Source organism: Streptomyces sp. CA-142005, from assembly GCF_050942335.1.
In the GTDB taxonomy this organism is placed as follows: Bacteria; Actinomycetota; Actinomycetes; order Streptomycetales; family Streptomycetaceae; genus Streptomyces.
In genome coordinates this window covers 9,002,724-9,022,719 of sequence record NZ_CP192078.1, presented here as the reverse complement: position 1 = coordinate 9,022,719, position 19,996 = coordinate 9,002,724, and the positions used below count along the sequence as shown (strand labels likewise).

The following is a 19,996-nucleotide window of genomic DNA, read 5'->3' as shown; positions in this document are numbered from 1 at the left end:
TCATGCACGCTGATCTCCTCTTCACCGGCGGCCCCGTCCTCACCCCCGGCGGCCGAACGGCGACCGCCGTGGCCGTCACCGGGGACCGGATCACCGCCGTCGGACACGACGAGCTGCGCGACCTCGCCGGGCCGGCCACGGACGTGGTCGACCTCGCCGGACGGCTGCTGCTGCCCGGCTTCCAGGACGCGCACGTCCATCCGGTGCCGGCGGGCGTGGAACTGGCCCAGTGCGATCTGTCGGGCCGGGCGACGGCCGAGGAGACCGTGGCCGCCGTACGCGCATACGCCGAGGCCCATCCGGAGCGGGAGTGGATCCTGGGCGGCGGCTGGTCGATGGAGGCGTTCGCGGGCGGCACGCCGACGAAGGAGCTGCTGGACGCGGTCGTGCCGGACCGGCCGGTGTATCTGCCCAACCGGGACCACCACGGCGCCTGGGTCAACAGCCGGGCGCTCCAACTGGCCGGCATCGGCCGGGACACGCCCGACCCGGCCGACGGGCGGATCGAGCGGGACGCCTCCGGGGAACCGAGCGGCACGCTCCAGGAAGGCGCGATGCAGCTGGTCGGCCGGCTCGCCCCGCCCGCCACACCGGCCGACCGGCTGGCCGCGCTGCTGCACGCCCAGCGGCATCTGCACGCGCTCGGCATCACCGCCTGGCAGGACGCGCTGGTCGGCGACTTCCTCGGCATGGACGACCCGGCCGCGGCCTATCTCACGGCGGCGCGGGACGGCTCGCTCACCGCGCGGGTGCGGGGTGCGCTGTGGTGGGACCGGGAACGCGGGGCCGAGCAGATCCCCGAGCTCGTCGAGAAGCGCGCCGCTCTGAGCCACGGCCGGTTCCGGGCGGGCACGGTGAAGCTGATGCTGGACGGGGTCGCCGAGAACGGTACGGCCGCGTTGCTCGACCCCTATCTCGACCGGTGCGGGTGCGCGACCGCCAACCACGGCAAGAGCTTCATCGACCCGGGACAACTGCCCAAGTACGTCACCGAGCTGGACGCCCTGGGCTTCCAGTGCCACTTCCACGCGCTGGGCGACCGGGCCGTACGGGACGCGCTGGACGCGATCGAGGCGGCCCGCGCCGCCAACGGGCCGAGGGACACCCGGCCGCATCTGGCCCACCTCCAGGTCGTGCACCCGGACGACGTGCCCCGCTTCGCCCGGCTCGGCGCCACCGCGAACATCCAGCCGCTGTGGGCCGCGCACGAGCCGCAGATGGACGAGCTGACGATCCCCTTCCTCGGGCCCGAACGGGCCGCCTGGCAGTACCCGTTCGGCGCGCTGCTGCGCTCGGGGGCGCGGCTCGCGGCCGGCAGCGACTGGCCGGTGAGCAGCCCCGATCCGCTCCAGGGCATCCATGTCGCGGTCAACCGGGTCGAGCCGGGCGGCAGCGGCCCGGTGTTCCTGCCCGAGGAGCGGCTCGGCCTCGCGGACGCGCTGACGGCGTACACGGCCGGGTCCGCGTACGTGAACCATCTGGACGACACCGGCCGGGTGGCCGTGGGCGCGCTCGCCGATCTGGTGGTGCTGGACCGCGATCCGTTCGCCGGGCCGCCTCAGGCGATCGCGGAGACGGCCGTGGCGCTCACCTATGTGGGCGGGCAGCGGGTGTACGCGGCCGGGTGACGGCTCACTTGCAGCCGACGCCCTGCTTCAGCCGGGGCCAGGCCTCGACCCCGTCGGGGGTGCGGACGTAGGCGGTCGCCTTGTCGTCCGTGAGCCACAGCCGCCAGTCGCGGTAGCGGTATCCGGTGTCGTGGGCGCCGGCGGGGACACGGACGCGGGCGCGGTACGGCGCGGTGAGCAGGCCGGCGCCGAGCACGCCCTCGGGGTCGCGGGCGTAGGTCACCCCGTGCAGGTCGAGGAAGTGGGCGGACCGCCAGCCGCAGTGTTCGGGGCCGGGCGAGCTGGTGAGCCGGCTCACCGGCACCCTCCTGCCCGCGCGGTCCGTCCAGATCTCCCGGCCCTGCGTGAAGTTCGCCGGGAGTTCGGCCGGGTCGCAGGAGGCACTCGTCTCGGGGCCCCAACCCGGCCGGTTCTTCTGGTCCTTGGCCACCACGACCGCCACCTTGGTCCGGCCGTCCACGTCGAAGGAGTACAGGACCCGGTCCTTCTCCCTGCGCTCCACCCGGTAACCGCGGTCGGGCAGGTCCGGCTGGAACATGTCGAAGTACAGGTCGAGCCCCGCCTCGGGCGAGTCACCCCCCTCGGACGCGGTCCATCCGTCGGGTCCCGAGCCCTCGTAGATCTCGCCGTCGCACTCCAGCGCCCGGCCGGCGGCACCGGAGGCCAGCCGCAGGGCGCGCGGGCCGCCGGCGTCGAGCTCCTTGGTGGGCACGTCCAGCGGACCGCGGTACGCAGAGGCCGGCGGGGTCCCCTTCACCACCCTGTCCGGGCCGGTGCCGTCGTCGCACCCCGCCGCCGCCGCGGCCGCCAGTACCGTCACCGCCACCAGTCCTCTGCGCATGCCCGCCCCCTGCCTCGGTGCCATCATCCGGTGCTTCGACGCCGGCGCGGGCCGGAACGTTCAGCGGGCCCGCTGGAACGTCCGCCGGTACGCCTGCGGGGACACCCCGATCGCCGCGTCCAGGTGCTGGCGCAGCGAGGCGCCGGTGGCGAAGCCGACCTCGGCGGCGATCCGGTCCACCGGCAGGTCGCTGGACTCCAGCAGGTGCCGGGCGCGGGCGACACGCTGCTGGATCAGCCAGCGGCCCGGGCTGAGGCCGACCTCGTCGTTGAAGCGGCGGGCGAAGGTGCGCAGGCTCATCCGGGCGTGGCCGGCGAGGTCGGACAGGGTGAGCGGCTCGTCCAGGCGCTCCAGGGCCCAGGCGCGGGTCGCGGCCGTGCTCGCCGAGCCGCTGACGGGGACCGGCTGCTCGATGTACTGGGCCTGCCCGCCGTCCCTGAACGGCGGGACGACACAGCGGCGGGCGACGGAGTTGGCCAGCTCGCTGCCGTGGTCGGTGCGGACGATGTGCAGGCAGATGTCCACGCCGGAGGCGGCCCCGGCGGAGGTGAGGATGTGGCCGTCGTCGACGAAGAGGACGTCCGGGTCGAGGTCGACCTTCGGGAAGCGGCGGCGGAACAGGTCGGCCGCCTGCCAGTGCGTGGTCGCCCGCCGGCCGTCGAGCAGGCCGGCCTCGGCGAGCACGAACGCGGCCGTGCAGATCGAGACGATCCGGGCGTCCGGGCGGATGCGGGCGAGGGCCGCGGCGACCTCGTCCGGCAGCTCGGCGGGGATGTAGGCCGGTGGCATCGAGGTGACCACCACGGTGTCCGCCGTCCGGAGGATCTCCGGGCCGTGGGCCACACCGATGGTGAAGTCGGCGTTGGTACGCACCGGACGGCCGTCGACCGTGCAGGTCAGCACCTCGTAGTGGCCGTCGGCGGCACCGAGGATGCGGCTGGGGATGCCCAGCTCGAAGGGGTAGACGCCGTCGAGGGCGAGGACGACCACCCGCTCCGGGCGCCGGGTGCGCAGCTGCATGTCGGGCATGGCACGATCCTATCGAAGTTTGGCAATCATGCCATTTCCCGGGCGGGCGGCGCCCGGCAGGCTGGGTGACCATGAGCAAGGTGAACACGATGCGAGCCATCAGCCAGGACGTCCTCGGCGGCCCCGAGGTCCTGAAGGAAGTACGGGTGGAGCGGCCGAAGCCGGGCCCCAACCAGGTCCTGGTCCGGGTCCGGGCGGCCGGGGTCAACCCCACCGACTGGAAGCACCGGGCCACCGGCGGCTTCCTGGGCGAGCCGCCGTTCGTCCTCGGCTGGGACGTCTCCGGCGAGGTCACCGAGACCGGGATCGGCGTGGCCGCCTTCGCCCCCGGCGACGAGGTCTTCGGCCTGCTGCCCTACCCCTACGGCCACGGCTCGCACGCCGAGTACGTGATCGCCCCGGTCCGCGCCCTGACGCACAAGCCGGCCGGAATCGACCACACCCAGGCGGGCGCGCTGCCGCTGGTGTCCCTGACCGCCTGGCAGGCGCTGACCGAGCACGCGGACGTCCGGCCCGGACAGCGGGTGCTGATCCACGCGGCGGCCGGCGGCGTCGGCCATGTGGCCGTACAGATCGCCAAGGCGCGCGGCGCGTATGTGATCGGCACGGCCAGCGCGGGCAAGCACGACTTCCTGCGGGAGATCGGCGTGGACGAGCCGGTCGACTACCGGACGACCGACGTCACCGAGGCGGTGCGGGACGTCGACGTGGTCCTGGACACGCTCGGCGGGGACACCTCCGTCCAGTCGCTGAAGGTGCTGCGGCCGGGCGGTGTGGTGGTGTCGATCCTGCCCGTGGGTTCGCGGGAGTTCCACGACGAGGCCGAGCGGCGCGGCGTACGGGCGGTGCGCATGCTGGTGGACGCCGACCGGGCCGGGATGGAGAAGATCGCGGAACTGGTGGAGTCCAGGAAGCTGAAGGCGACCATCGCCGGGACGTTCCCGCTGGCCGAGGCGGCGAAGGCACATGAAGTGGGCGACACCGGACGGACGGCGGGGAAGCTGGTCCTTCTGGTCGACTGAGCCGTCATCTCCCGGCCGGCGGAGCCGGGTTACCGGGCGACACGCCCCAAACTCGAAGACATATGTCAATCGAACATGCTCAAATTCCTTCCATCGAGGGTAACTTGACGATCGGGAGACCATCGTCCGGGAGCGGGTGGGAGGTGATGCCGTCGTGCGAGACGAGCCTGCACCACTCACCCGTCACCTCCGTGTGTACGAACACCGAGCGCACACGGTGCTGGAGCTGCGGGGCGAGATCGACCTGCTCTCGGCGACGGAGCTCGGCCCGTTCCTGGACCGGGTCACCGGCCGGCCCGGGGCACGGGTCGTCATCGACCTGCGGTCGGTCGAGTTCTTCGACTGCTCGGGGCTGCGGCTGCTGTACCGGGCCCGCGCCCGGGTGCTGGACGGCGGCGGGCAGGTGCACCTGGTGTGCACGCAACCGCTGACCCTGCGGGTCTTCCGGGTCACCGGCCTGTCCCGCCTGCTGCCCCCGCACCCGACCCTGGACGCGGCCGTGGCCCGGTCCGAGGCCGCGTCCGGCTCGCTCTGAGCCGGGTCCCCGCAGGACCGGGACTGACCCGACCGGGCGCGTCAGGACTGCTCGAACAGGGCGCTGACCGACTCGCCGTTGTGGATGCGCCGTACGGCCTCGGCGAGGGCCGGGGCGATGGAGAGCACCCGCAGTTTGTCGGTGTGCTCCTCCTCCATGGGGAGCGGCACGGTGTTGGTGCAGACGATCTCCAGCACGTCCGGCTGTTCGCTCAGCCGCTTCAGCGCACCCGCCGCGAACAGCCCGTGGGTGCACGCCACCCGGATCGTCCGCGCACCCAACTCCCGCAGCCGGTCCAGGAGTTCCAGCACGGTACTGCCCTTGGCGATCTCGTCGTCCAGGACGATGACGTCCCGGCCGGTGACATCGCCGATGACGGAGCTGATGCTCACCCGGTCCTCCGCGAACCGCTGTTTGGCACCGGCCGCCACCGGAGCCCCGATCAGCCGGGCGAAGGCGGCGGCCTCCTTGGCGTTGCCGAGGTCCGGCGAGACGACCGTGGTGCGGCTCAGGTCGTACTGCCGGAAATGCACGGCGAGTTCGCGCAGCGCGTTCAGGTGGTCGACCGGCACCGAGAAGAAGCCGTGCACCTGTGGGGAGTGCAGGGTCATGGCGAGCACCCGGCCGGCGCCGGCCGCCACGAGCAGATCGGCGACCAGCCGGCCGCCGATCGAGATGCGCGGCGCGTCCTTCTTGTCGGAGCGGGCGTAGGAGTAGTGCGGCATGACGACGGTGATCCGGGCCGCGGAGGCGCCCCGGGCGGCGTCGCACATCAGCAGCAGCTCCACCAGGTGCTCCTGCACCGGCCGGACCAGCGGCTGGATCAGGAAGACGTCCCGCTCCCGGCAGTTGGCCTGGAGCTGCACCCCCAGACAGTCGTTGGCGAACCGGCTTATCCGGGTGGGGCTGAGCGGCACGCCGAGGTGGGCGCAGACCTCGCGGGCCAGGTCGGGATGGGCGTTGCCGCTGAAGACGGCGATGTCTCGCACGATCCGCTCCTCGCCTGATCACTGCAGGACCGGGATCATGCTACCGACTGGGGCCGCACCGGTAGAGCCTCTGGGCGCCGGCCGTCCGCGCGTCGCCGGAGGGCGTCGTCCCGCCGTAGGCCGAGGGCGGCACCTCGGTGCAGGCGGACCGCACCCAGGTGGTGATCCGCGCGGCGGCCGTCGTGCCGGTGCGGGCGGAGCCGGAGCCCCTGCCGCGGCCGCCGCCCAGCAGCACGTACCGCACCTCGCCGGCGTCGACCAGCCGCCGGAACCCCGTCTGCGTGGGGGACGGCACACGGCCGCTGAAGCCGCCGAGCGGCAGGACGTGGGCGCCGGCCGCCAGGATGTACGGCGAGGCGGTGCTCCAGCTGCCGGCGGCGAACACGTAGGCGGCAGAGCCCTGGTGGGCGCGGGCGTAGTCGAGCAGCCGGCGCTGGCCCGCGGTCAGTGCGCCACTGCTTTGGGCGCCGCCGAAACCGCCCCGGCCGCCGGTACCCGTCCGGCCGGAGCCCCGCAGGCCGTCGCCGGCCCGCTGCCCGAACGTCCGGCCGCCGGACCAGGCCGCCTGGCCGAACCGCCCGGGCCCCGAGCGCCCCGCCTGGAGGCCGCGGCTCATGGCCGACGGGCCGACCGCGCCCATGCGGGACATGCGGTAGCTCGGGTTGAAGACCTGGACGGCCCATGCGCTCGGCGCGAGGAGCACGGCGGCCAGGGCGGCGGCCGGCCCGGCGAGCGCGAGCCGGCCTGCGGCACGCGGCCGGGCGGGCCGCACCAGGACGAGCAGCACGCCGGCGGCGACGCCGAGCACGGCCACCGTGGGGGCCAGCCAGGGCAGGAACGACGGGAATCGGCCCGCGATGTACGCGCTCCAGGCCGCCGTCGCCGCGACCGCGACCGGCAGGGCCCGGGCACGACGGCCGCCGGCCCGGTGGGCGCGCCACATCAGCACGCCGCCGGCGCCGGTGAGCGCGGCGAGCGGTACCGCGATCACGCCCATGTAGTACGTGTGGCCGCCGACGCTGCCGGCGCTGAAGACCAGGAAGTACAGAGCGAGCCAGGTGGTCCACAGGACGTATCCGGCGCGCAGCCGGTCGGTGCGCGGGCGTCCCCGGCACCACAGCAGTCCGCAGACCGCGGCCACGGCGGCGAACGGGTAGAACCAGCCGGTCTGGGAGGCCAGCGCCGTACCGAACATCTTCGACCAGCCGTTCTGGCCGCCGCCGAACCCGCCGGCGCCCCCTCGGCCGGCCCCAGCCGCGGCCGTGCCCGGGGTGACCGCCCGTCCACGCGCGTCCCGGACCGGCCCGGCGGCCGGGCCGCCCGCGCCGCCGAGTGCCGGCCGGGCACCGGTGCGGCCGCCTGCACCGCCCTGGGTCGCGCTCACGCTGCCCGTGGAGGCCGCGCTGATGCCGAGCGAGGAGAAGCGGTTCAGGAAGTTGTAGCCGACCACCATGCTGAACGCGGAGTTGTTGGTGGTGCCATCCACGTACGGCCGGTCCTTGGCCGGGGTGAGGGTGACGGCGAGCATCCACGACACCGACACCGCGGTCGTCACCAGGGCTGACACACCGAGGTGCAGCAGGCGCCGCCGCAGCGTGAGGGGCGCCGACAGCAGGTAGACCAGGGCGAGCGCCGGCAGTACGGCCCACGCCTCCAGCATCTTGGCCTGGAAGCCGAGGCCGACCCAGACACCGGCCGCCAGCAGCGGGCGCAGCCGGCCGTCCCGGGCGGCGCGCCCGGTGGCCTCGGCCGCCAGCAGCAGGCACAGCGTGAACGCGGGGTCCTCGACCGCGGTGCGGAACAACCCGACCGCCACGGGGGTCACCAGGAAGGCCGTGCAGGCGATCAGCGCCGCGTTCACCCCCGCCCAGCGGCGCACCAGGCGGTGCAGGACGAGCAGACTGGCCACTCCCTCCAGGACCTGAGGCAGGACCAGCGCCCACGGATGGAATCCGAAAAGCCTCGCGGAGAGCGCCTGCGGCCACAGGAATCCCGGCAATTTGTCGAGCGTGATGGAATTCCCGGGGTCGAAAGAGCCGTAGAAGAACGCCTTCCAGCTCTCGGTCATGCTGCGGGCGGCGCTCGCATAGAACGTGTGGTATTGGCTGTGGTCGATGCCCCAGCAGTAGAGAACGGCGGCGAGCAGGGCGAGGAGCAGCAGCGCCGGGCGCGCGTACGCGGGCTCGTCCGCCGGTGATCGCCAGGGTGCGCGACGGGCGGCACCGGGGGACGCGGTTGCGTCGAGGACGTTCGTGGCCATGCGCAGCAGTCTTCGTCAACCGCGCGCCTCCACCACGCCGCAACGGCGCCCTTCAAGGAAAATCTCACCACACCCGGAGCATCTCTTTAATCACACAAGATGGAATTTGCAGCGGAAAAGCGCGTTCCTTACCCGCGGCCGGATTCCGCCGTACACAGCCATCCGACAGCTCTCGCACAGGTGCCGGTCAGCCGCCGAGCACCGCCGGGAGAGCCAGTGCGCCCAGCACCGTGGCGCCCACCAGCAACCAGGCCACGTAGTCGCCGACATGCCCGGACTGCAGCCGGCGCAGGGGCCGGGACCAGTCGGGGGCGGCGGTCCAGTGCGGCCGGGTCACCGCGAGGCCGGCGAGGCCCACGGCCAGCCCGGCGGAGAGCAGGTCCAGCAGGACGCCGTGCACCGTCCACTGCGCCGAGGCCTGGGCGCCGCCCGATCCGGCCTCGTTGACGGCACGGGCCACCACGTCGCCGAACCCGGGCACCGCTCCGACGGCGCACGCGGCGGCGAGGAGCACGGCGGGCACCGTCGTCATGGTGTCCGGGATCCGGCGCAGCGGTCCGGCCGTCTCCGGCTCCTCCTCGGATCCGCTGGTCTCCAGGTCGGCGTCGGCCTCCTCCGAGCGCGGCCCGAGACCGAGGAACACCCGTGCGGTGACCCGCAGCACGGCGCCGGCGGTGATCGCGGAGGCGGCCACGTACACCACGGTGAGCGGGCCGCCGACCGCCTCCTCGGTGACCGCCTTGCCGAGCCCCGTGCCGAACGGGGGCAGGCCCGCGAGGCCGAGGCCGCCCACGGCGAACATCACCGCGGCCGCGCGCAGTTCACGGGCCCGGCCGTGCAGCGTGTGCTCGTCGAGGCAGCCGTACCGGTCGAGGAGGACGCCCGCGCAGGCGAACAGCGCGGCCTTCACCCCGGCGTGCCCGAGGATGTAGAGGGCCACCCCGTCGTCGCCCTGCGGGATGAGGACGCCGATACCCACGAGGAACAGGCCCGTGTGGGCGATGGTGGAGTAGGCCAGGAGGCGCTTGATGTGCCGCTGGTACCAGCACATGACGGCACCGGTCGCGGCGGTGAGCGCGCCGAGCGTCACCAGGGCCCGGGTCAGATCGGCGGCGGGGATGCCGCCGGGTCCGGCGAAGACGGTGCCGTACACCCGCCAGACGCCGTAGGCGCCGAGTTCGACCATCACCCCGGACAGCAGCATGCAGACCGGGGTGGGCGCGACGGCGTGGGCGTCGGGGAGCCAGAAGTGGAAGGGCACGGCGGCCGCCTTCACCAGCAGCCCGGTCAGCACGAGCACGAAGGAGGCGAGGACCAGGGCGTCCGCTCCGCCGTGCCCGGCCGCCGTGTCGAGACCGCGCCCGATCTTCGCCATGGCCAGCTCGCCGGTGCGGGCGTACAGCAGGGCGATGCCCATCAACATGGCGTAGGCGCCGAGGGAGTTGACGATGCCGAAGGTCAGCGCGCCCTGTACCGCCTTCGGGTCGTCGATGCGGTAGCCGGTGAGGGCGTACGCGGTGACGCTCATCAGCTCGAAGAAGACGAACGCGTTGAACAGGTCGCCGGCGATGGCGAAGCCGCACATGGCGCCCTGGAAGACCAGCATCAGTGCGGTGAAGGCGCCGGGGTGGCCGCGCGGCGGTTCGTCGAAGTAGCGCCAGGAGTAGGCGAGTGCGGCCAGCGTCAGCAGGGAGACCAGCGCGGCCATGCCGAGCGAGGGGCCGTCGCCGACCACGACGATGCCGACGCTCTCGCCGTCGACGGGCAGCCATGCGCCGACCCACTCGACCATCGGTGGCGAGGAGTTCAGCAGCAGCACCAGCGCCAGAGCGGCCGTGCCGCCGGAGACCACGAAGCCGATGACCTCGGCGGCGCTGCGGGGCAGATGGCGGCCGGTGGCCACCAGCAGGGCGGCGCCGAGCAGGGGGATCGCGACGACCAGCGGGAGCAGATGGTGCATCAGCCGCGCAGCTCCCGGAGTTCGTCGGGGTCGACCGTGCCGTGCCGTTTGGCGATCTGCAGGACGAGGGCGAGCAGCAGCGCGGTGGCGGTGGCACCGACGACGATGTCGGTGAGGGTGAGCGCCTGTACGACCGGGTCGACCACCGGCCGGGAGCCGGGCTTGATGTCGGAGAAGACGGGTGCGGTGGCGCCGTCCCGGTAGCCGACCGCCAGCAGCAGCACGTAGGTGGAGGACTGGCAGACCGCGAGGCAGCCGACGGCGTGGATGAGGTTGCGGCTGGTGGCGAGGCCGTAGCAGCCGGTCAGGAAGACGTAGGCGGCGACCAGGTAGGGAAGGACGTGCATCACGGTGGTCAACTCCCGTTCTCCTCCTCGATCTCGACGGCCTGGTCGAGGAAGTTCGCGAGCAGTACGACGACCGCGCTCGCCACCTCCATGCCGATGGCCGCGTTCAGCAGGGGGACGGTGCCGCCGGAGGACAGGGTGTTGAAGGTTCCGTACGGCAGCAGCGTGTTGGCCAGGAACGCGGTGCCGGCCAGGACACCGGCGACGCCCAGCACGAGGTAGGAGGAGACCGAGAGCGCGTCGGAGGTCTCGTAGACGGCGAGCGGCCGGACGCGTTCCAGCGCGCGGTAGTCGGCGCCGAGGTACAGCAGGTGCAGTGCGGTCGCTGCGACGACTCCGCCCTGGAAGCCGCCGCCGGGGCTGAGCTGGCCGTGGGCGATGACGTAGAGGCCGGTGACCAGGGCGACGGGCAGCACGAGCAGCGCGTAGCGGCGCACCGGGCGGGCCACCTCGGCGGGTTGCGGCTGGGCCCGGTGTTCGTCACGGGCCTGGCGCAGCAGCACCACGCAGCCGAGCACGGCCGCGAACATGATGCTCATCTCGCCGAGGGTGTCGTACGCGCGCTGGTCGAAGTTGACGGAGGCGATGGTGTTGGCGGTGTGCCGGGTGAGGGAGGCGTGTACGGCCCGGGTGCCGTACGGATGGCTTGGGCCGCCGAAGCCGGGCAGGTCGAGGCAGGCGGCGACGAGCAGGGCGGCCAGGCCGGCGCCGCCGACGGCCAGCAGGACGAGCCGCAGCCGCCTCACTTGGCACCACCGTCCTCGGAGCGGCCCCGACGCCTGACCTTGCGCACGCTCAGCATGATCAGCAGCGGGGTGAGCGCGGAGCCGACGGCCAGCTGCGACAGGCCGACGTCCGGGGCCTGGAGCACGGTGAACAGCACGGCGAGGACGGAGCCGAGCACGGACAGCACCAAGGCCTGCCGTGCGGGGTCGCGCTGGACGACGGCGGCGGTGGCGGAGCCGGCCATCAGCAGCAGGGCCACGACGATCACGGCATCGTCCATGCCACACCTCCGCTCGCGCCTGCCGACGGTTCGTCAGCCATGGCGTAGGCCTTCGGCCGCAGCGCGGGTACCGGGCCCGTCCCCCGCTCCGGCGCCCGCCCGGCGAGCGGACGAGCCGGCACGCACCCGGGCGGCCGTTCCTCCCGCGCCTCCGCCACCGCGCGTGCCCCGGGCCACGGGCATCCCGGCGGCCAACCCGCGAGTTCCGGGAAGGCGGCGCGCTCCCGCCGGCGCCCCGCGGGAACGTCGGCCATCCCACCCCACGACAGCCGACCGGCCGCCCCGCCGTCGTGCCGCCCCTCCACGCGCACGGCCACCACGCGACGCCGTGCGAACGCACCCGCGGTCGTCCGCTCCCGGGCTTCACCCCGGTGCATGTCAGCCACCCCGTACCCCCCGGAAGCCGCCCGACAGGGCGCGTGAGGCGATGACGTTGCCGGCGATCAGAAGGGCGCCGATGACCAGGAGCTTCGCCATGGCGCGGCCGGGGCCGGTGGCGGCGCAGACGGCGGCCACGACCGCCGCGCTCAGTGCGGCGGCACTCCAGGTCAGTCCCCAGGCGCTCGGCCGTTCCCCTTCCAGGTCGTCGGAGAGCAGGCGGGCGAAGACGAGGGTGCCGATCGGGCCGAGCAGGGCGAGCAGCAGGGCGAGGTCGACATAGGCCGGGCGGCCGTAGCCCTGGGAGAGCAGCAGCAGGGCCGGGCACAGGGCCGAGGTCGTCATGTTCTGGGCGACGACCCGGCGGGCCGGCGGGCCAGTGGTGACGCCCCACAGGGCGGCCGCCCCTCCCCCGCCCAGTTCGACGGTCGCCGCGAGGATCCAGCCGTTCACCGCCAGGTCACCGCCCGCCGGCCGGCCCGTGCCAGCAGCGCCCCGACGGCCGCCGCGCTCCCGCCGACGACCCACTCCAGGAGGTAGACCGGTGTGATGAGCACCAGCCACAGCAGTATCAACGCCCCCCACCAGGCGAGGAGTTCACCGAGGGCGAGGAGGACCGTGCGGGGGGCCGTGCGCCGGGTCATCGACCACCTCCTCGGTCCGCTCTGTGCACATGCGCGGCGAAGTGTCCGGTGTGCCGCTCGGGGCATCCAAGCACCGCCGGGCCCGTGGAGGGGCGGCGGCACGCGGGTCCGCAGCCGGAGTGCCCCGGGAGCGTGAACGGAAACCCCGTCGTGCGCCCGAAGCCGCCCGGGCGACGGCATCCCGGGCCGGTTGCCGGGTAACCGGCCTAGGACTCAGGGGAGTTCACCAGGGGAGGTCCCATGGCCCGTACCGTCCCGCGACTGACCGCGCTGCTGAGCGCACCCGGGAAACGGGCGCGGGCCGCCAAGGCCCGCCCGCCCGCCGCGCGGCACGCGCTGCCCCTCGTCCTGCGGCTCTCCGCGATGCTGGTCGCCTTCGCGTTCATGGTGGTGTTCGCCGTCGTCCTGGCCCGGATCACACTGGAACCGTCGCCCGCCTCGGCGCATCTGACGCACAGCAACCTGCATCCCGGCCGCTCTCTTCGGGCCTACCTGGAGCAGGCGCGGACGGTGGACGCGGTGCGGCAGATCGGCGGGAACCTGCTCCTCGGCGCCCCGTTCGGGGTGCTGGTGCCGGTCCTCGCCCCGCGCGCCCGGGGGACGCTGCGGGTGCTGGCCTTCACGGCGCTGGTGATGCTGACGGTGGAGCTGGTGCAGGGCGCGCTGGTCACCGGGCGGGCCTTCGACATCGACGACGTCCTGCTCAACACCGCCGGGGCGCTGCTCGGCCGGCTGCTGCTGGGCCGGCGGCTCGGGCGGGCGGTGCACCGGCGCGTGCGCGAGCCGCGGACCGAGTGATCGCCTGACGTGTCGTCAAGGACAGGTCTGTACCTAGGTATTGACGACCTCTTTTCTCACTCCTTAAATCAAGAGGCGTCTCACCCCCCACGCAGAACGGAGAGCCATGGGCTCCGCACGCATGCTCCGCAGATGTCTTCTCGCCGCCCTGTCCGCGGCGCTCGTCGGTTCCGCCGCCGTCGGTCCGGCGCGGGCCCAGAACACCGCGCCGGCGGCGGCGACCGTCAGCACCTTCTCCGACAATTTCGACGGGCCGGCGGGATCCGCGGTCGACTCCTCGAAGTGGACGCTGGAGACCGGCGACAACGTCAACAACCACGAGCGGCAGTACTACACGTCCGGCACGCACAACGCGGCCCTCGACGGCCAGGGCCACCTGGTGATCACGGCCCGCAAGGAGAACCCGGCCGGCTACCAGTGCTGGTACGGCAGCTGCCAGTACACCTCGGCCCGGCTGAACACGGCCGGGAAGTTCAACGCCCAGTACGGGCACGTCGAGGCGCGGATGAAGATCCCGCGCGGGCAGGGCATGTGGCCGGCGTTCTGGATGCTCGGCACGCCCGTGAACTGGCCCGACTCGGGCGAGATCGACGTGATGGAGAACGTCGGCTTCGAACCCTCGACCGTGCACGGCACCATCCACGGCCCTGGCTACTCCGGCTCCGGCGGCATCGGCGCGGCCTACACCCTGCCGAACGGACAGGCCTTCGCGGACGCCTTCCACACCTTCGCCGTCGACTGGGCGCCCGGCTCGATCACCTGGTCCGTGGACGGTAACGTCTACGAGCGCCGCACCCCCGCCGACCTGGGCGGGAAGACCTGGGTGTTCGACAACAAGCCGTTTTTCCTGATCCTGAACCTGGCCGTCGGCGGCTACTGGCCCGGCGACCCGGACTCCAGCACCCAGTTCCCGCAACAGCTGGTCGTGGACTCGGTGTCGGTGACGACGAGCGACAGCGCGAGCGGGGCGCCGATCCGCGGCCTGGCCGGCAAGTGCGTGGACGTGGCCGGCGCGAACTCCGCGAACGGCACACCCGTCCAGCTCTACGACTGCAACGGCACGGCCGCGCAGCAGTGGACGGTCGGCTCGGACGGCACGATCCGGGCGCTCGGCAAGTGCCTGGACGTCACCGACAACGGCACCGCGGACGGCTCGACCGTCCAGCTGTGGGACTGCACCGGCGGCCCGAACCAGAAGTGGACCGTCACCGGGGCGCACGACATCGTCAACCCGCAGGCGAACAAGTGCCTCGACGTGACCGGGAACAACTCGGCCAACGGCACCCGCCTGCAGATCTGGACGTGCACGGGCGGCGCCAATCAGAAGTGGACGGTCGGCTGAGCCGCGCGCCGCTCAGTGCAGCGTCCAGGTGTACTTGCCACCACCGACCCAGCGGACCACGTCGGGGTCGTCCAGGTCGTGGATGGTGATGCCGTACGAGGCGGCGGCCTCCAGTACGTCGGTGACGGTCCTGGCCTCACCGATGACCTGACCGTCGATCTCCATGATCCGGAAGGGCCGCTCGCCGGGCTTGCCCGGGCACACTCCGTGCACCAGGACCCGTGGATGGGAGATGTAGGGAGCTCCTTGTTCGGTCATGCAATAGAGCGTAGAACGCTTCGCGCGCCGACGAGTCATCCGCCGAAGCCGTCCAGAAGATCGAGAACGGCCGCCTCCACCGCGCCCTGCGTGGCCGGGCGCCCGAAGTCCCCGTGTTCACCCAGCCGGGTGAACACGGGGGCGATGGTCACACCGTCCTCGAACAGTTCGAAGACGGCCGGGTCGATGGAGGAGGACCGGCACACAGACAGCCGGCGCAGCGCCTCGTTGAGGTCGTCGCTGTGCAGGTCGTGCCAGAGACCGCGCGCGTAGGAGGCGAGGAACCGGTCGCCGCCGTCAGGTCGCCGCAGCAGCGCCCGCGCGACGATGCGGACCTGGTCGTCGACGAGGGCGCGGACCGTCTCCACGCCGCCCTTGGCCGGATGGCTGAAGGTGATCTCGCCCCGGCCGCAGCTGACGTGCTCACGGAGCATGGTCGTCAGGCCGTAGGTCTCGCTGAAGCGGGTGTGCCGGTCGCTGCCGATACGGAAGAAGCCGAGGTCCAGCAGGCGCACCGCGCAGGCGGTGACCCGGGACGGGGTCAGCCCGCGCCCCGTGAGGTCGGCGGCGACCTTGCCCCGCAGCTCGGGCAGGGTCCGCGCGACCTGCCGTACGTGCTCGTGCTCGGCCTTCTCCTGTTCGGCCCGGAACTGCTCGTGGTACAGGTACTGGCGCCGCCCGGCGTCGTCGGTGCCGACGGCCTGCAGATGGCCGCCGGGCCAGGGACAGATCCACACGTCACGCCAGGCGGGCGGGATGGTCAGGGCCCTGATCCGGGCGAGCTCCGCGGGATCGGTGAGGGGCCGGCCTGCGGTGTCGGCGTAGCGGAAGCCCCGGCCGCAGCGGATGCGCCGGTAGCCGGGCCCGTCGCAGGAACTGGTCCGCAGGCGCATGGTCTCAGGGCCGGCGCCAGTCGTCGCCGGTCAGGTGGGAGCCGGCCTGCGGGCCCATCCGGAGCATGCCGCCGTCGACGCTCCAGGAGGCGCCGGTGACGTACGAGGCGTCAGGGCTCGCCAGGAAGGCGATGACGGCGGCGACCTCACGGGCGTCGCCGGGCCGCCCGAGCGGCACGCCGGGCCGCCGCTCGGTGTGCACGTCGGTGTCCTCCTGGCCGGTCATCGGCGTGGCGATCTCGCCCGGCGCGACCGCGTTCACGGTGATGCCGTACTCGGCCAGCTCCAGCGCCATGACCTGTGTGAGCAGACCGAGGCCGCCCTTCGCCGCGCAGTAGGGCGCCGCGCCGACCCGGGGCTGGTGTTCGTGGACGGAGGTGACGTTGACGATCCGGCCCCCGTCGCCCTGCCGGATCATGTGCCGGGCCGCGTGCTGCCCGCACAGGAACGGGCCGACGAGGTCGACGTCCAGGACCCGGCGTACGTCCGCGAGGGTCAGGTCCAGGAAGGGCGTCATGACGCCCGTACCGGCGTTGTTGACCAGGACGTCGAGGCGGCCCAGCGCGGCGCACAGCTCGTCGACGGTGTCGGCGGCCTCGGGCAGCCGGGTGAGGTCCAGCCGGGCGACGGCGGCGCGGCGGCCTTTTCCGCGGACCTCCTCCGCGGTCTCGGCGGCGCCCTTGTCGTCGGTGTGCCAGGTGATGCCGATGTCCAGGCCCGCCTCGGCCAGGCGTACGGCGGTGGCTCGGCCGATTCCGGAGTCCGCTCCTGTGATCAGCGCCGTTCGCTGCACCGCTGGTGCGGGCATGGCAAGCCTCCTTCGCGGGGTGTCACCGGACGCGGTCACCGCAGTACCCGGGGGTGGGGTGGGCAAACGGTTTCGCCCGCGGGGTCGGTCGTGGCTCGCCCGGCGGTTCCGCGCGCCCCTTCAGGACGCCTGAGGGAACCTTGGTTGCATGGATCCCGTGGCCGCTCTCGACCGGATCGCGTTTCTGCTGGAGCGGGCCTTGGCCCCCACCTACCGCGTCAAGGCCTTTCGTACCGCCTCGCGGACGCTGGCCGCCCTGCCCGCGGACGAGGTCGCCGTGCGGGCCGCGAACGGCACCCTGGAGGCGCTGAAGGGGGTCGGGCCGAAGACCGCGCAGGTGGTGCGGGAGGCATTGGGCGGGGAGGTGCCCGGTTACCTGCGGAAACTGGAGGAGGAGGCCGGGGTGTCGGTCGGGGCGAAGGGCGCCGGGGCCGAGCTGCGGGCGCTCGTTCGCGGGGACTGTCACACCCATTCCGACTGGTCCGACGGGGGCAGTCCGATCGAGGAGATGGGCCGGGCGGCGGCCGAGCTCGGGCACGAGTGGACCGCTCTCACCGACCACTCCCCCCGACTGACCGTGGCCCGCGGCCTGTCGCCGGACCGGTTGCGCGAGCAGCTGGACGTGGTGGCGGAGCTGAACACGCGATGGGCGCCGTTCCGGCTGCTCACCGGCATCGAGTGCGACATCCTCGAGGACGGCTCGCTGGACCAGGAACCCGAACTGCTGGAGCGGCTGGACGTGGTCGTGGTGTCCGTGCACTCCAAGCTGCGGATGGACGCCCGCTCGATGACCCGCCGGATGGTGGCCGCCGTACGAAATCCGCACGCCGATGTGCTCGGGCACTGCACGGGGCGGCTGGTGACGGGACGGGGGCGGCCGGAGTCGGAGTTCGACGCGGACGCGGTGTTCGCCGCCTGCGCCGAGTCCGGTACGGCCGTGGAGATCAACAGCCGGCCCGAGCGGCTCGACCCGCCCCGCCGGCTGCTGCGCCGGGCCGTGGACGCGGGGGTGCTGTTCTCCGTCGACACCGATGCGCACGCGCCCGGCCAGCTCGACTGGCAGATCCTCGGCTGCGCCCGCGCCGAGGAATGCGGGGTGCCCGCCGGACGGGTGGTGACCACCTGGTCCGCCGACGAACTGCTGACCTGGACCCGGGAAGGCCGCGTTCCGGCCCACGCGACGGGTTCCTGACCTGGCCCGTGTGGTACCCGGCGCACAGCAGGAGCAGCGAGAGCTGCGCACGCCCCCGGCCGGCCCGACTCGCAGACCCTCGGCTGCGCCCGCGCCGAGGAATGCGGGGTGCCCGCCGGACGGGTGGTGACCACCTGGTCCGCCGACGAACTGCTGACCTGGACCCGGGAAGGCCGCGTTCCGGCCCACGCGACGGGTTCCTGACCTGGCCCGTGTGGTACCCGGCGCACAGCAGCACCGAGAGCCAGGAGAGGACCCGGATGGAGCGCGCCGCCGTCTTCGATGTCGACGGGACCCTCGTCGACACCAACCACCTGCACGTCGTCACCTGGTGGGAGGCGTTCCGGCAGGCCGGACACGACGTGCCCATGCACGCGGTGCACCGGGCCGTCGGCCTCGGCTCCGCGGATCTGATCGCCCACCTGCTGGGCGACGGCCGCGACAAGGACCGGGACGGGGAGCTGAGCACCGCACACAAGACGCTGTACGGCCAGTACTTCGACCGGCTGCCGGCTCTGCCGAAGGCCGGGGAGCTGCTGCGCCGGCTGCACCGGGACGGCTGGACGGTCGTCCTCGCCACCTCGGCGAGCGGCGCCGAACTGGGCGCGCTGCGCCGGGCCATCGACGCCGACGACGCGATCACGGACACGGCGAGCGCGGAGGACGTACAGCAGGGCAAGCCCGCCCCGGAGCCCGTGGAGCACGCCCTGGAGCTGGCCGGGGTTCCGGCCGCGCGGGCGGTGTTCGTCGGGGACACCGTGTGGGACATGCGGGCGGGCGGCAAGGCAGGGGTGCGCTGTGTGGGACTGCTGTGCGGCGGGATCCCCCGGGCCGATCTGGAGGAGGCCGGGGCGGAGGCGGTCTACGCGGACCCCGCCGACCTGCTCGAACGGCTGGACGGGAGCCCGCTGACGTGAGCACCATGGGAGTGGTGCAGGTCACATGAGTGGCCGGAACACCACAGGGTGGTTGTCCGTTGAACCAGCCGTGGGCACGGATGGGACAGTGTCCCCGGGCCTCACCTTCTGCCCACAGGGACGATCGTTCGGCTGAAGCCCTGTGGAGCCTTTCGCCGAGAGGCGACCGCCATCCGTGCCCACCACCAGACCGCCCCGGTCGTGAATCCCCCGTCACGGCCGGGGCTCCTGCATGCCGGCGTGTCCTCACCCGGCCGCCACGGCCCGGCCCGCCTCGACGAACTCCCGCAGGTCCGCCGTGAGCTGCCGGGCGTAGGTCACGAACAGGCCGTGGCCGCCGCGCTCGTACACCTTCAGCGCGGCGTCCGGCACGAGCTTGGCCGTGCGCTCACCGGTGCGGGCCAGGGGCGCCGAGGTGTCGTCGGTGCCGTGCACGACCAGCACCGGCACGTCCAGCGACGCAAGCTCGGCGGCGAGGTCGAGAGCGGAGACGACGGCCCGGATGCCCGTCGCCGCGCGCCAGCCGGTGGTCATGCAGCGGTCGGTCACATAGCGGACGTACTGCGGAGACACCTCGTTTCCGGGCAGGTGCACGGCGAAGAAGCTGTCGACGTCGGCGGCGAACCAGGCAGCCCGGTCGCGGCGGAACACCTCGAGGTCGGCCCGCACCACCGCCGGGTCGACGCCGTCCGGGGTGCCGGGTGAGCGAACGACACCCGGGCAGATCGCGGCGACGAGAGCGAGCCGCACAACGCGGGAGCTGCCGTACCGGGTCAGACAGCGCACCGCCTCCCCGGCACCGACGGAGTGCCCGATCAGGGTGACCTCGCGCAGATCCAGGTGGTCGAGCAGGCCCTGCACGTCGTCGGCGAGGGTGTCGAGGTCGTAGCCGTTCCAGGCGTCGTCGGAGCGTCCGTGGCCCCGCCGGTCCAGCGCCACGCAGCGGAACCCGGCCTCGGCGAGCGGCAGCATCTGGTACTCCCACATCTCGTGACCGATGTAGGCGCTCGCGACGAACACGGCCACGGGGCCGGCGGCCGGGCCGTGGTCGACGTAGTGCAGCCGGGTGCCGTCGACCGGGCTCTCGTAGTACGGCATGGGGTGCCTCCTCGGGCGGTGCGGACCAGGTGCGACGCTGCTCGGTCGCGC

At 73.2% G+C, this 19,996-nt stretch carries 21 protein-coding genes and 1 pseudogene; 8 read left to right on the top strand and 14 right to left on the bottom strand.

Going from position 1 to position 19,996, the window contains the following annotated elements:
• The first annotated feature begins 2 nt into the window (after positions 1–2).
• A complete protein-coding gene (locus ACQPXS_RS41615; RefSeq protein ID WP_433454696.1) occupies positions 3–1,628 on the top strand; it encodes an amidohydrolase in 1,626 nt (541 codons plus the stop codon).
• A 4-nt stretch (positions 1,629–1,632) separates the two neighbouring features.
• Here the strand turns inward: ACQPXS_RS41615 and ACQPXS_RS41610 are convergent, their stop codons facing one another.
• Positions 1,633–2,469, bottom strand: coding sequence for a hypothetical protein (locus tag ACQPXS_RS41610; RefSeq protein ID WP_433454695.1), 837 nt, complete (start codon positions 2,467–2,469; stop codon positions 1,633–1,635).
• Between the two features lie 60 nt (positions 2,470–2,529).
• Complete coding sequence (locus tag ACQPXS_RS41605) at positions 2,530–3,498, bottom strand: GlxA family transcriptional regulator (protein ID WP_433454694.1); 969 nt, start codon at positions 3,496–3,498, stop codon at positions 2,530–2,532.
• A 71-nt stretch (positions 3,499–3,569) separates the two neighbouring features.
• Between ACQPXS_RS41605 and ACQPXS_RS41600 the strand changes: the two genes are divergently transcribed.
• A complete protein-coding gene (locus tag ACQPXS_RS41600) occupies positions 3,570–4,520 on the top strand; it encodes an NADP-dependent oxidoreductase (protein WP_433454693.1) in 951 nt (316 codons plus the stop codon).
• A gap of 154 nt (positions 4,521–4,674) precedes the next feature.
• Positions 4,675–5,055, top strand: a complete 381-nt coding sequence (locus tag ACQPXS_RS41595) for an anti-sigma factor antagonist (RefSeq protein WP_433454692.1) — start codon at positions 4,675–4,677, stop codon at positions 5,053–5,055.
• A gap of 41 nt (positions 5,056–5,096) precedes the next feature.
• Here ACQPXS_RS41595 and ACQPXS_RS41590 read toward each other — a convergent pair whose 3' ends face one another.
• The 8 genes from ACQPXS_RS41590 to ACQPXS_RS41555 form a co-directional block, all read right to left on the bottom strand.
• Positions 5,097–6,044: a ribose-phosphate diphosphokinase gene (locus ACQPXS_RS41590; protein ID WP_356314496.1), complete on the bottom strand. Its 948-nt coding sequence runs from the start codon at positions 6,042–6,044 to the stop codon at positions 5,097–5,099.
• A 40-nt stretch (positions 6,045–6,084) separates the two neighbouring features.
• Positions 6,085–8,304: an ArnT family glycosyltransferase gene (locus ACQPXS_RS41585; RefSeq protein WP_433454691.1), complete on the bottom strand. Its 2,220-nt coding sequence runs from the start codon at positions 8,302–8,304 to the stop codon at positions 6,085–6,087.
• Between the two features lie 187 nt (positions 8,305–8,491).
• The gene (locus tag ACQPXS_RS41580; RefSeq protein WP_433454690.1) at positions 8,492–10,264 is read right to left on the bottom strand and encodes a complex I subunit 5 family protein; all 1,773 of its coding nucleotides are present in this window, start codon (positions 10,262–10,264) and stop codon (positions 8,492–8,494) included.
• Positions 10,264–10,611, bottom strand: a complete 348-nt coding sequence (locus ACQPXS_RS41575) for a sodium:proton antiporter (protein ID WP_365325138.1) — start codon at positions 10,609–10,611, stop codon at positions 10,264–10,266. The genes ACQPXS_RS41580 and ACQPXS_RS41575 overlap by 1 nt, the downstream gene beginning before the upstream one ends.
• A gap of 8 nt (positions 10,612–10,619) precedes the next feature.
• Positions 10,620–11,357, bottom strand: a complete 738-nt coding sequence (locus ACQPXS_RS41570; RefSeq protein ID WP_433454689.1) for an MnhB domain-containing protein — start codon at positions 11,355–11,357, stop codon at positions 10,620–10,622.
• A complete protein-coding gene (locus ACQPXS_RS41565) occupies positions 11,354–11,617 on the bottom strand; it encodes a Na(+)/H(+) antiporter subunit B (protein WP_365324943.1) in 264 nt (87 codons plus the stop codon). Before ACQPXS_RS41565 ends, ACQPXS_RS41570 begins: the two co-directional genes overlap by 4 nt.
• A gap of 378 nt (positions 11,618–11,995) precedes the next feature.
• Positions 11,996–12,448 carry an MrpF/PhaF family protein gene (locus ACQPXS_RS41560; RefSeq protein ID WP_433454688.1) on the bottom strand — a complete coding sequence of 151 codons (453 nt, stop codon included), beginning with the start codon at positions 12,446–12,448 and terminating at the stop codon, positions 11,996–11,998.
• Positions 12,445–12,639 carry a hypothetical protein gene (locus ACQPXS_RS41555; RefSeq protein ID WP_433454687.1) on the bottom strand — a complete coding sequence of 65 codons (195 nt, stop codon included), beginning with the start codon at positions 12,637–12,639 and terminating at the stop codon, positions 12,445–12,447. Before ACQPXS_RS41555 ends, ACQPXS_RS41560 begins: the two co-directional genes overlap by 4 nt.
• 240 nt (positions 12,640–12,879) lie before the next feature.
• Between ACQPXS_RS41555 and ACQPXS_RS41550 the strand changes: the two genes are divergently transcribed.
• Together ACQPXS_RS41550 and ACQPXS_RS41545 are read left to right on the top strand one after the other, a co-directional pair.
• Positions 12,880–13,437 (top strand): VanZ family protein, encoded by a 558-nt coding sequence (locus ACQPXS_RS41550; protein ID WP_433454686.1) that lies wholly within the window; start codon positions 12,880–12,882, stop codon positions 13,435–13,437.
• Positions 13,438–13,543: 106 nt separating this feature from the next.
• Positions 13,544–14,779, top strand: a complete 1,236-nt coding sequence (locus ACQPXS_RS41545; RefSeq protein WP_433454685.1) for a lectin — start codon at positions 13,544–13,546, stop codon at positions 14,777–14,779.
• A 12-nt stretch (positions 14,780–14,791) separates the two neighbouring features.
• Here ACQPXS_RS41545 and ACQPXS_RS41540 read toward each other — a convergent pair whose 3' ends face one another.
• From ACQPXS_RS41540 to ACQPXS_RS41530, 3 genes are read right to left on the bottom strand one after another with little or no spacing between them, the layout of a single operon-like run.
• A complete protein-coding gene (locus tag ACQPXS_RS41540; RefSeq protein ID WP_356314525.1) occupies positions 14,792–15,037 on the bottom strand; it encodes a hypothetical protein in 246 nt (81 codons plus the stop codon).
• A gap of 35 nt (positions 15,038–15,072) precedes the next feature.
• Positions 15,073–15,930 carry a DNA topoisomerase IB gene (locus ACQPXS_RS41535; protein ID WP_433454684.1) on the bottom strand — a complete coding sequence of 286 codons (858 nt, stop codon included), beginning with the start codon at positions 15,928–15,930 and terminating at the stop codon, positions 15,073–15,075.
• Between the two features lie 4 nt (positions 15,931–15,934).
• A complete protein-coding gene (locus ACQPXS_RS41530; protein ID WP_433454683.1) occupies positions 15,935–16,738 on the bottom strand; it encodes an SDR family oxidoreductase in 804 nt (267 codons plus the stop codon).
• Positions 16,739–16,886: 148 nt separating this feature from the next.
• Between ACQPXS_RS41530 and ACQPXS_RS41525 the strand changes: the two genes are divergently transcribed.
• The 3 genes and pseudogenes from ACQPXS_RS41525 (at position 16,887) to ACQPXS_RS41515 (ending at position 18,847) form a co-directional block, all read left to right on the top strand.
• Entirely contained in the window at positions 16,887–17,930 is a 1,044-nt protein-coding gene (locus ACQPXS_RS41525) for a PHP domain-containing protein (RefSeq protein ID WP_433454682.1), read from the top strand.
• 45 nt (positions 17,931–17,975) lie between these two features.
• Positions 17,976–18,134: pseudogene (locus ACQPXS_RS41520) on the top strand (PHP domain-containing protein); the annotation flags it as partial.
• Between the two features lie 56 nt (positions 18,135–18,190).
• Entirely contained in the window at positions 18,191–18,847 is a 657-nt protein-coding gene (locus ACQPXS_RS41515) for an HAD family hydrolase (protein WP_433454681.1), read from the top strand.
• Between the two features lie 246 nt (positions 18,848–19,093).
• Here the strand turns inward: ACQPXS_RS41515 and ACQPXS_RS41510 are convergent, their stop codons facing one another.
• The gene (locus ACQPXS_RS41510) at positions 19,094–19,945 is read right to left on the bottom strand and encodes an alpha/beta fold hydrolase (RefSeq protein ID WP_433454680.1); all 852 of its coding nucleotides are present in this window, start codon (positions 19,943–19,945) and stop codon (positions 19,094–19,096) included.
• Positions 19,946–19,996: the final 51 nt, after the last annotated feature.

Coding starts and splice junctions, on each gene's coding strand:
- ACQPXS_RS41525 (WP_433454682.1), top strand. CDS start 16,887: ATGGATCCCGTGGCCGCTCTCGACCGGATCGCGTTTCTGCTGGAGCGG.
- ACQPXS_RS41575 (WP_365325138.1), bottom strand. CDS start 10,611: ATGCACGTCCTTCCCTACCTGGTCGCCGCCTACGTCTTCCTGACCGGC.
- ACQPXS_RS41535 (WP_433454684.1), bottom strand. CDS start 15,930: ATGCGCCTGCGGACCAGTTCCTGCGACGGGCCCGGCTACCGGCGCATC.
- ACQPXS_RS41555 (WP_433454687.1), bottom strand. CDS start 12,639: ATGACCCGGCGCACGGCCCCCCGCACGGTCCTCCTCGCCCTCGGTGAA.
- ACQPXS_RS41585 (WP_433454691.1), bottom strand. CDS start 8,304: ATGGCCACGAACGTCCTCGACGCAACCGCGTCCCCCGGTGCCGCCCGT.
- ACQPXS_RS41510 (WP_433454680.1), bottom strand. CDS start 19,945: ATGCCGTACTACGAGAGCCCGGTCGACGGCACCCGGCTGCACTACGTC.
- ACQPXS_RS41545 (WP_433454685.1), top strand. CDS start 13,544: ATGGGCTCCGCACGCATGCTCCGCAGATGTCTTCTCGCCGCCCTGTCC.
- ACQPXS_RS41600 (WP_433454693.1), top strand. CDS start 3,570: ATGAGCAAGGTGAACACGATGCGAGCCATCAGCCAGGACGTCCTCGGC.
- ACQPXS_RS41515 (WP_433454681.1), top strand. CDS start 18,191: ATGGAGCGCGCCGCCGTCTTCGATGTCGACGGGACCCTCGTCGACACC.
- ACQPXS_RS41610 (WP_433454695.1), bottom strand. CDS start 2,469: ATGCGCAGAGGACTGGTGGCGGTGACGGTACTGGCGGCCGCGGCGGCG.
- ACQPXS_RS41550 (WP_433454686.1), top strand. CDS start 12,880: ATGGCCCGTACCGTCCCGCGACTGACCGCGCTGCTGAGCGCACCCGGG.
- ACQPXS_RS41565 (WP_365324943.1), bottom strand. CDS start 11,617: ATGGACGATGCCGTGATCGTCGTGGCCCTGCTGCTGATGGCCGGCTCC.
- ACQPXS_RS41540 (WP_356314525.1), bottom strand. CDS start 15,037: ATGACCGAACAAGGAGCTCCCTACATCTCCCATCCACGGGTCCTGGTG.
- ACQPXS_RS41615 (WP_433454696.1), top strand. CDS start 3: ATGCACGCTGATCTCCTCTTCACCGGCGGCCCCGTCCTCACCCCCGGC.
- ACQPXS_RS41530 (WP_433454683.1), bottom strand. CDS start 16,738: ATGCCCGCACCAGCGGTGCAGCGAACGGCGCTGATCACAGGAGCGGAC.
- ACQPXS_RS41605 (WP_433454694.1), bottom strand. CDS start 3,498: ATGCCCGACATGCAGCTGCGCACCCGGCGCCCGGAGCGGGTGGTCGTC.
- ACQPXS_RS41580 (WP_433454690.1), bottom strand. CDS start 10,264: ATGCACCATCTGCTCCCGCTGGTCGTCGCGATCCCCCTGCTCGGCGCC.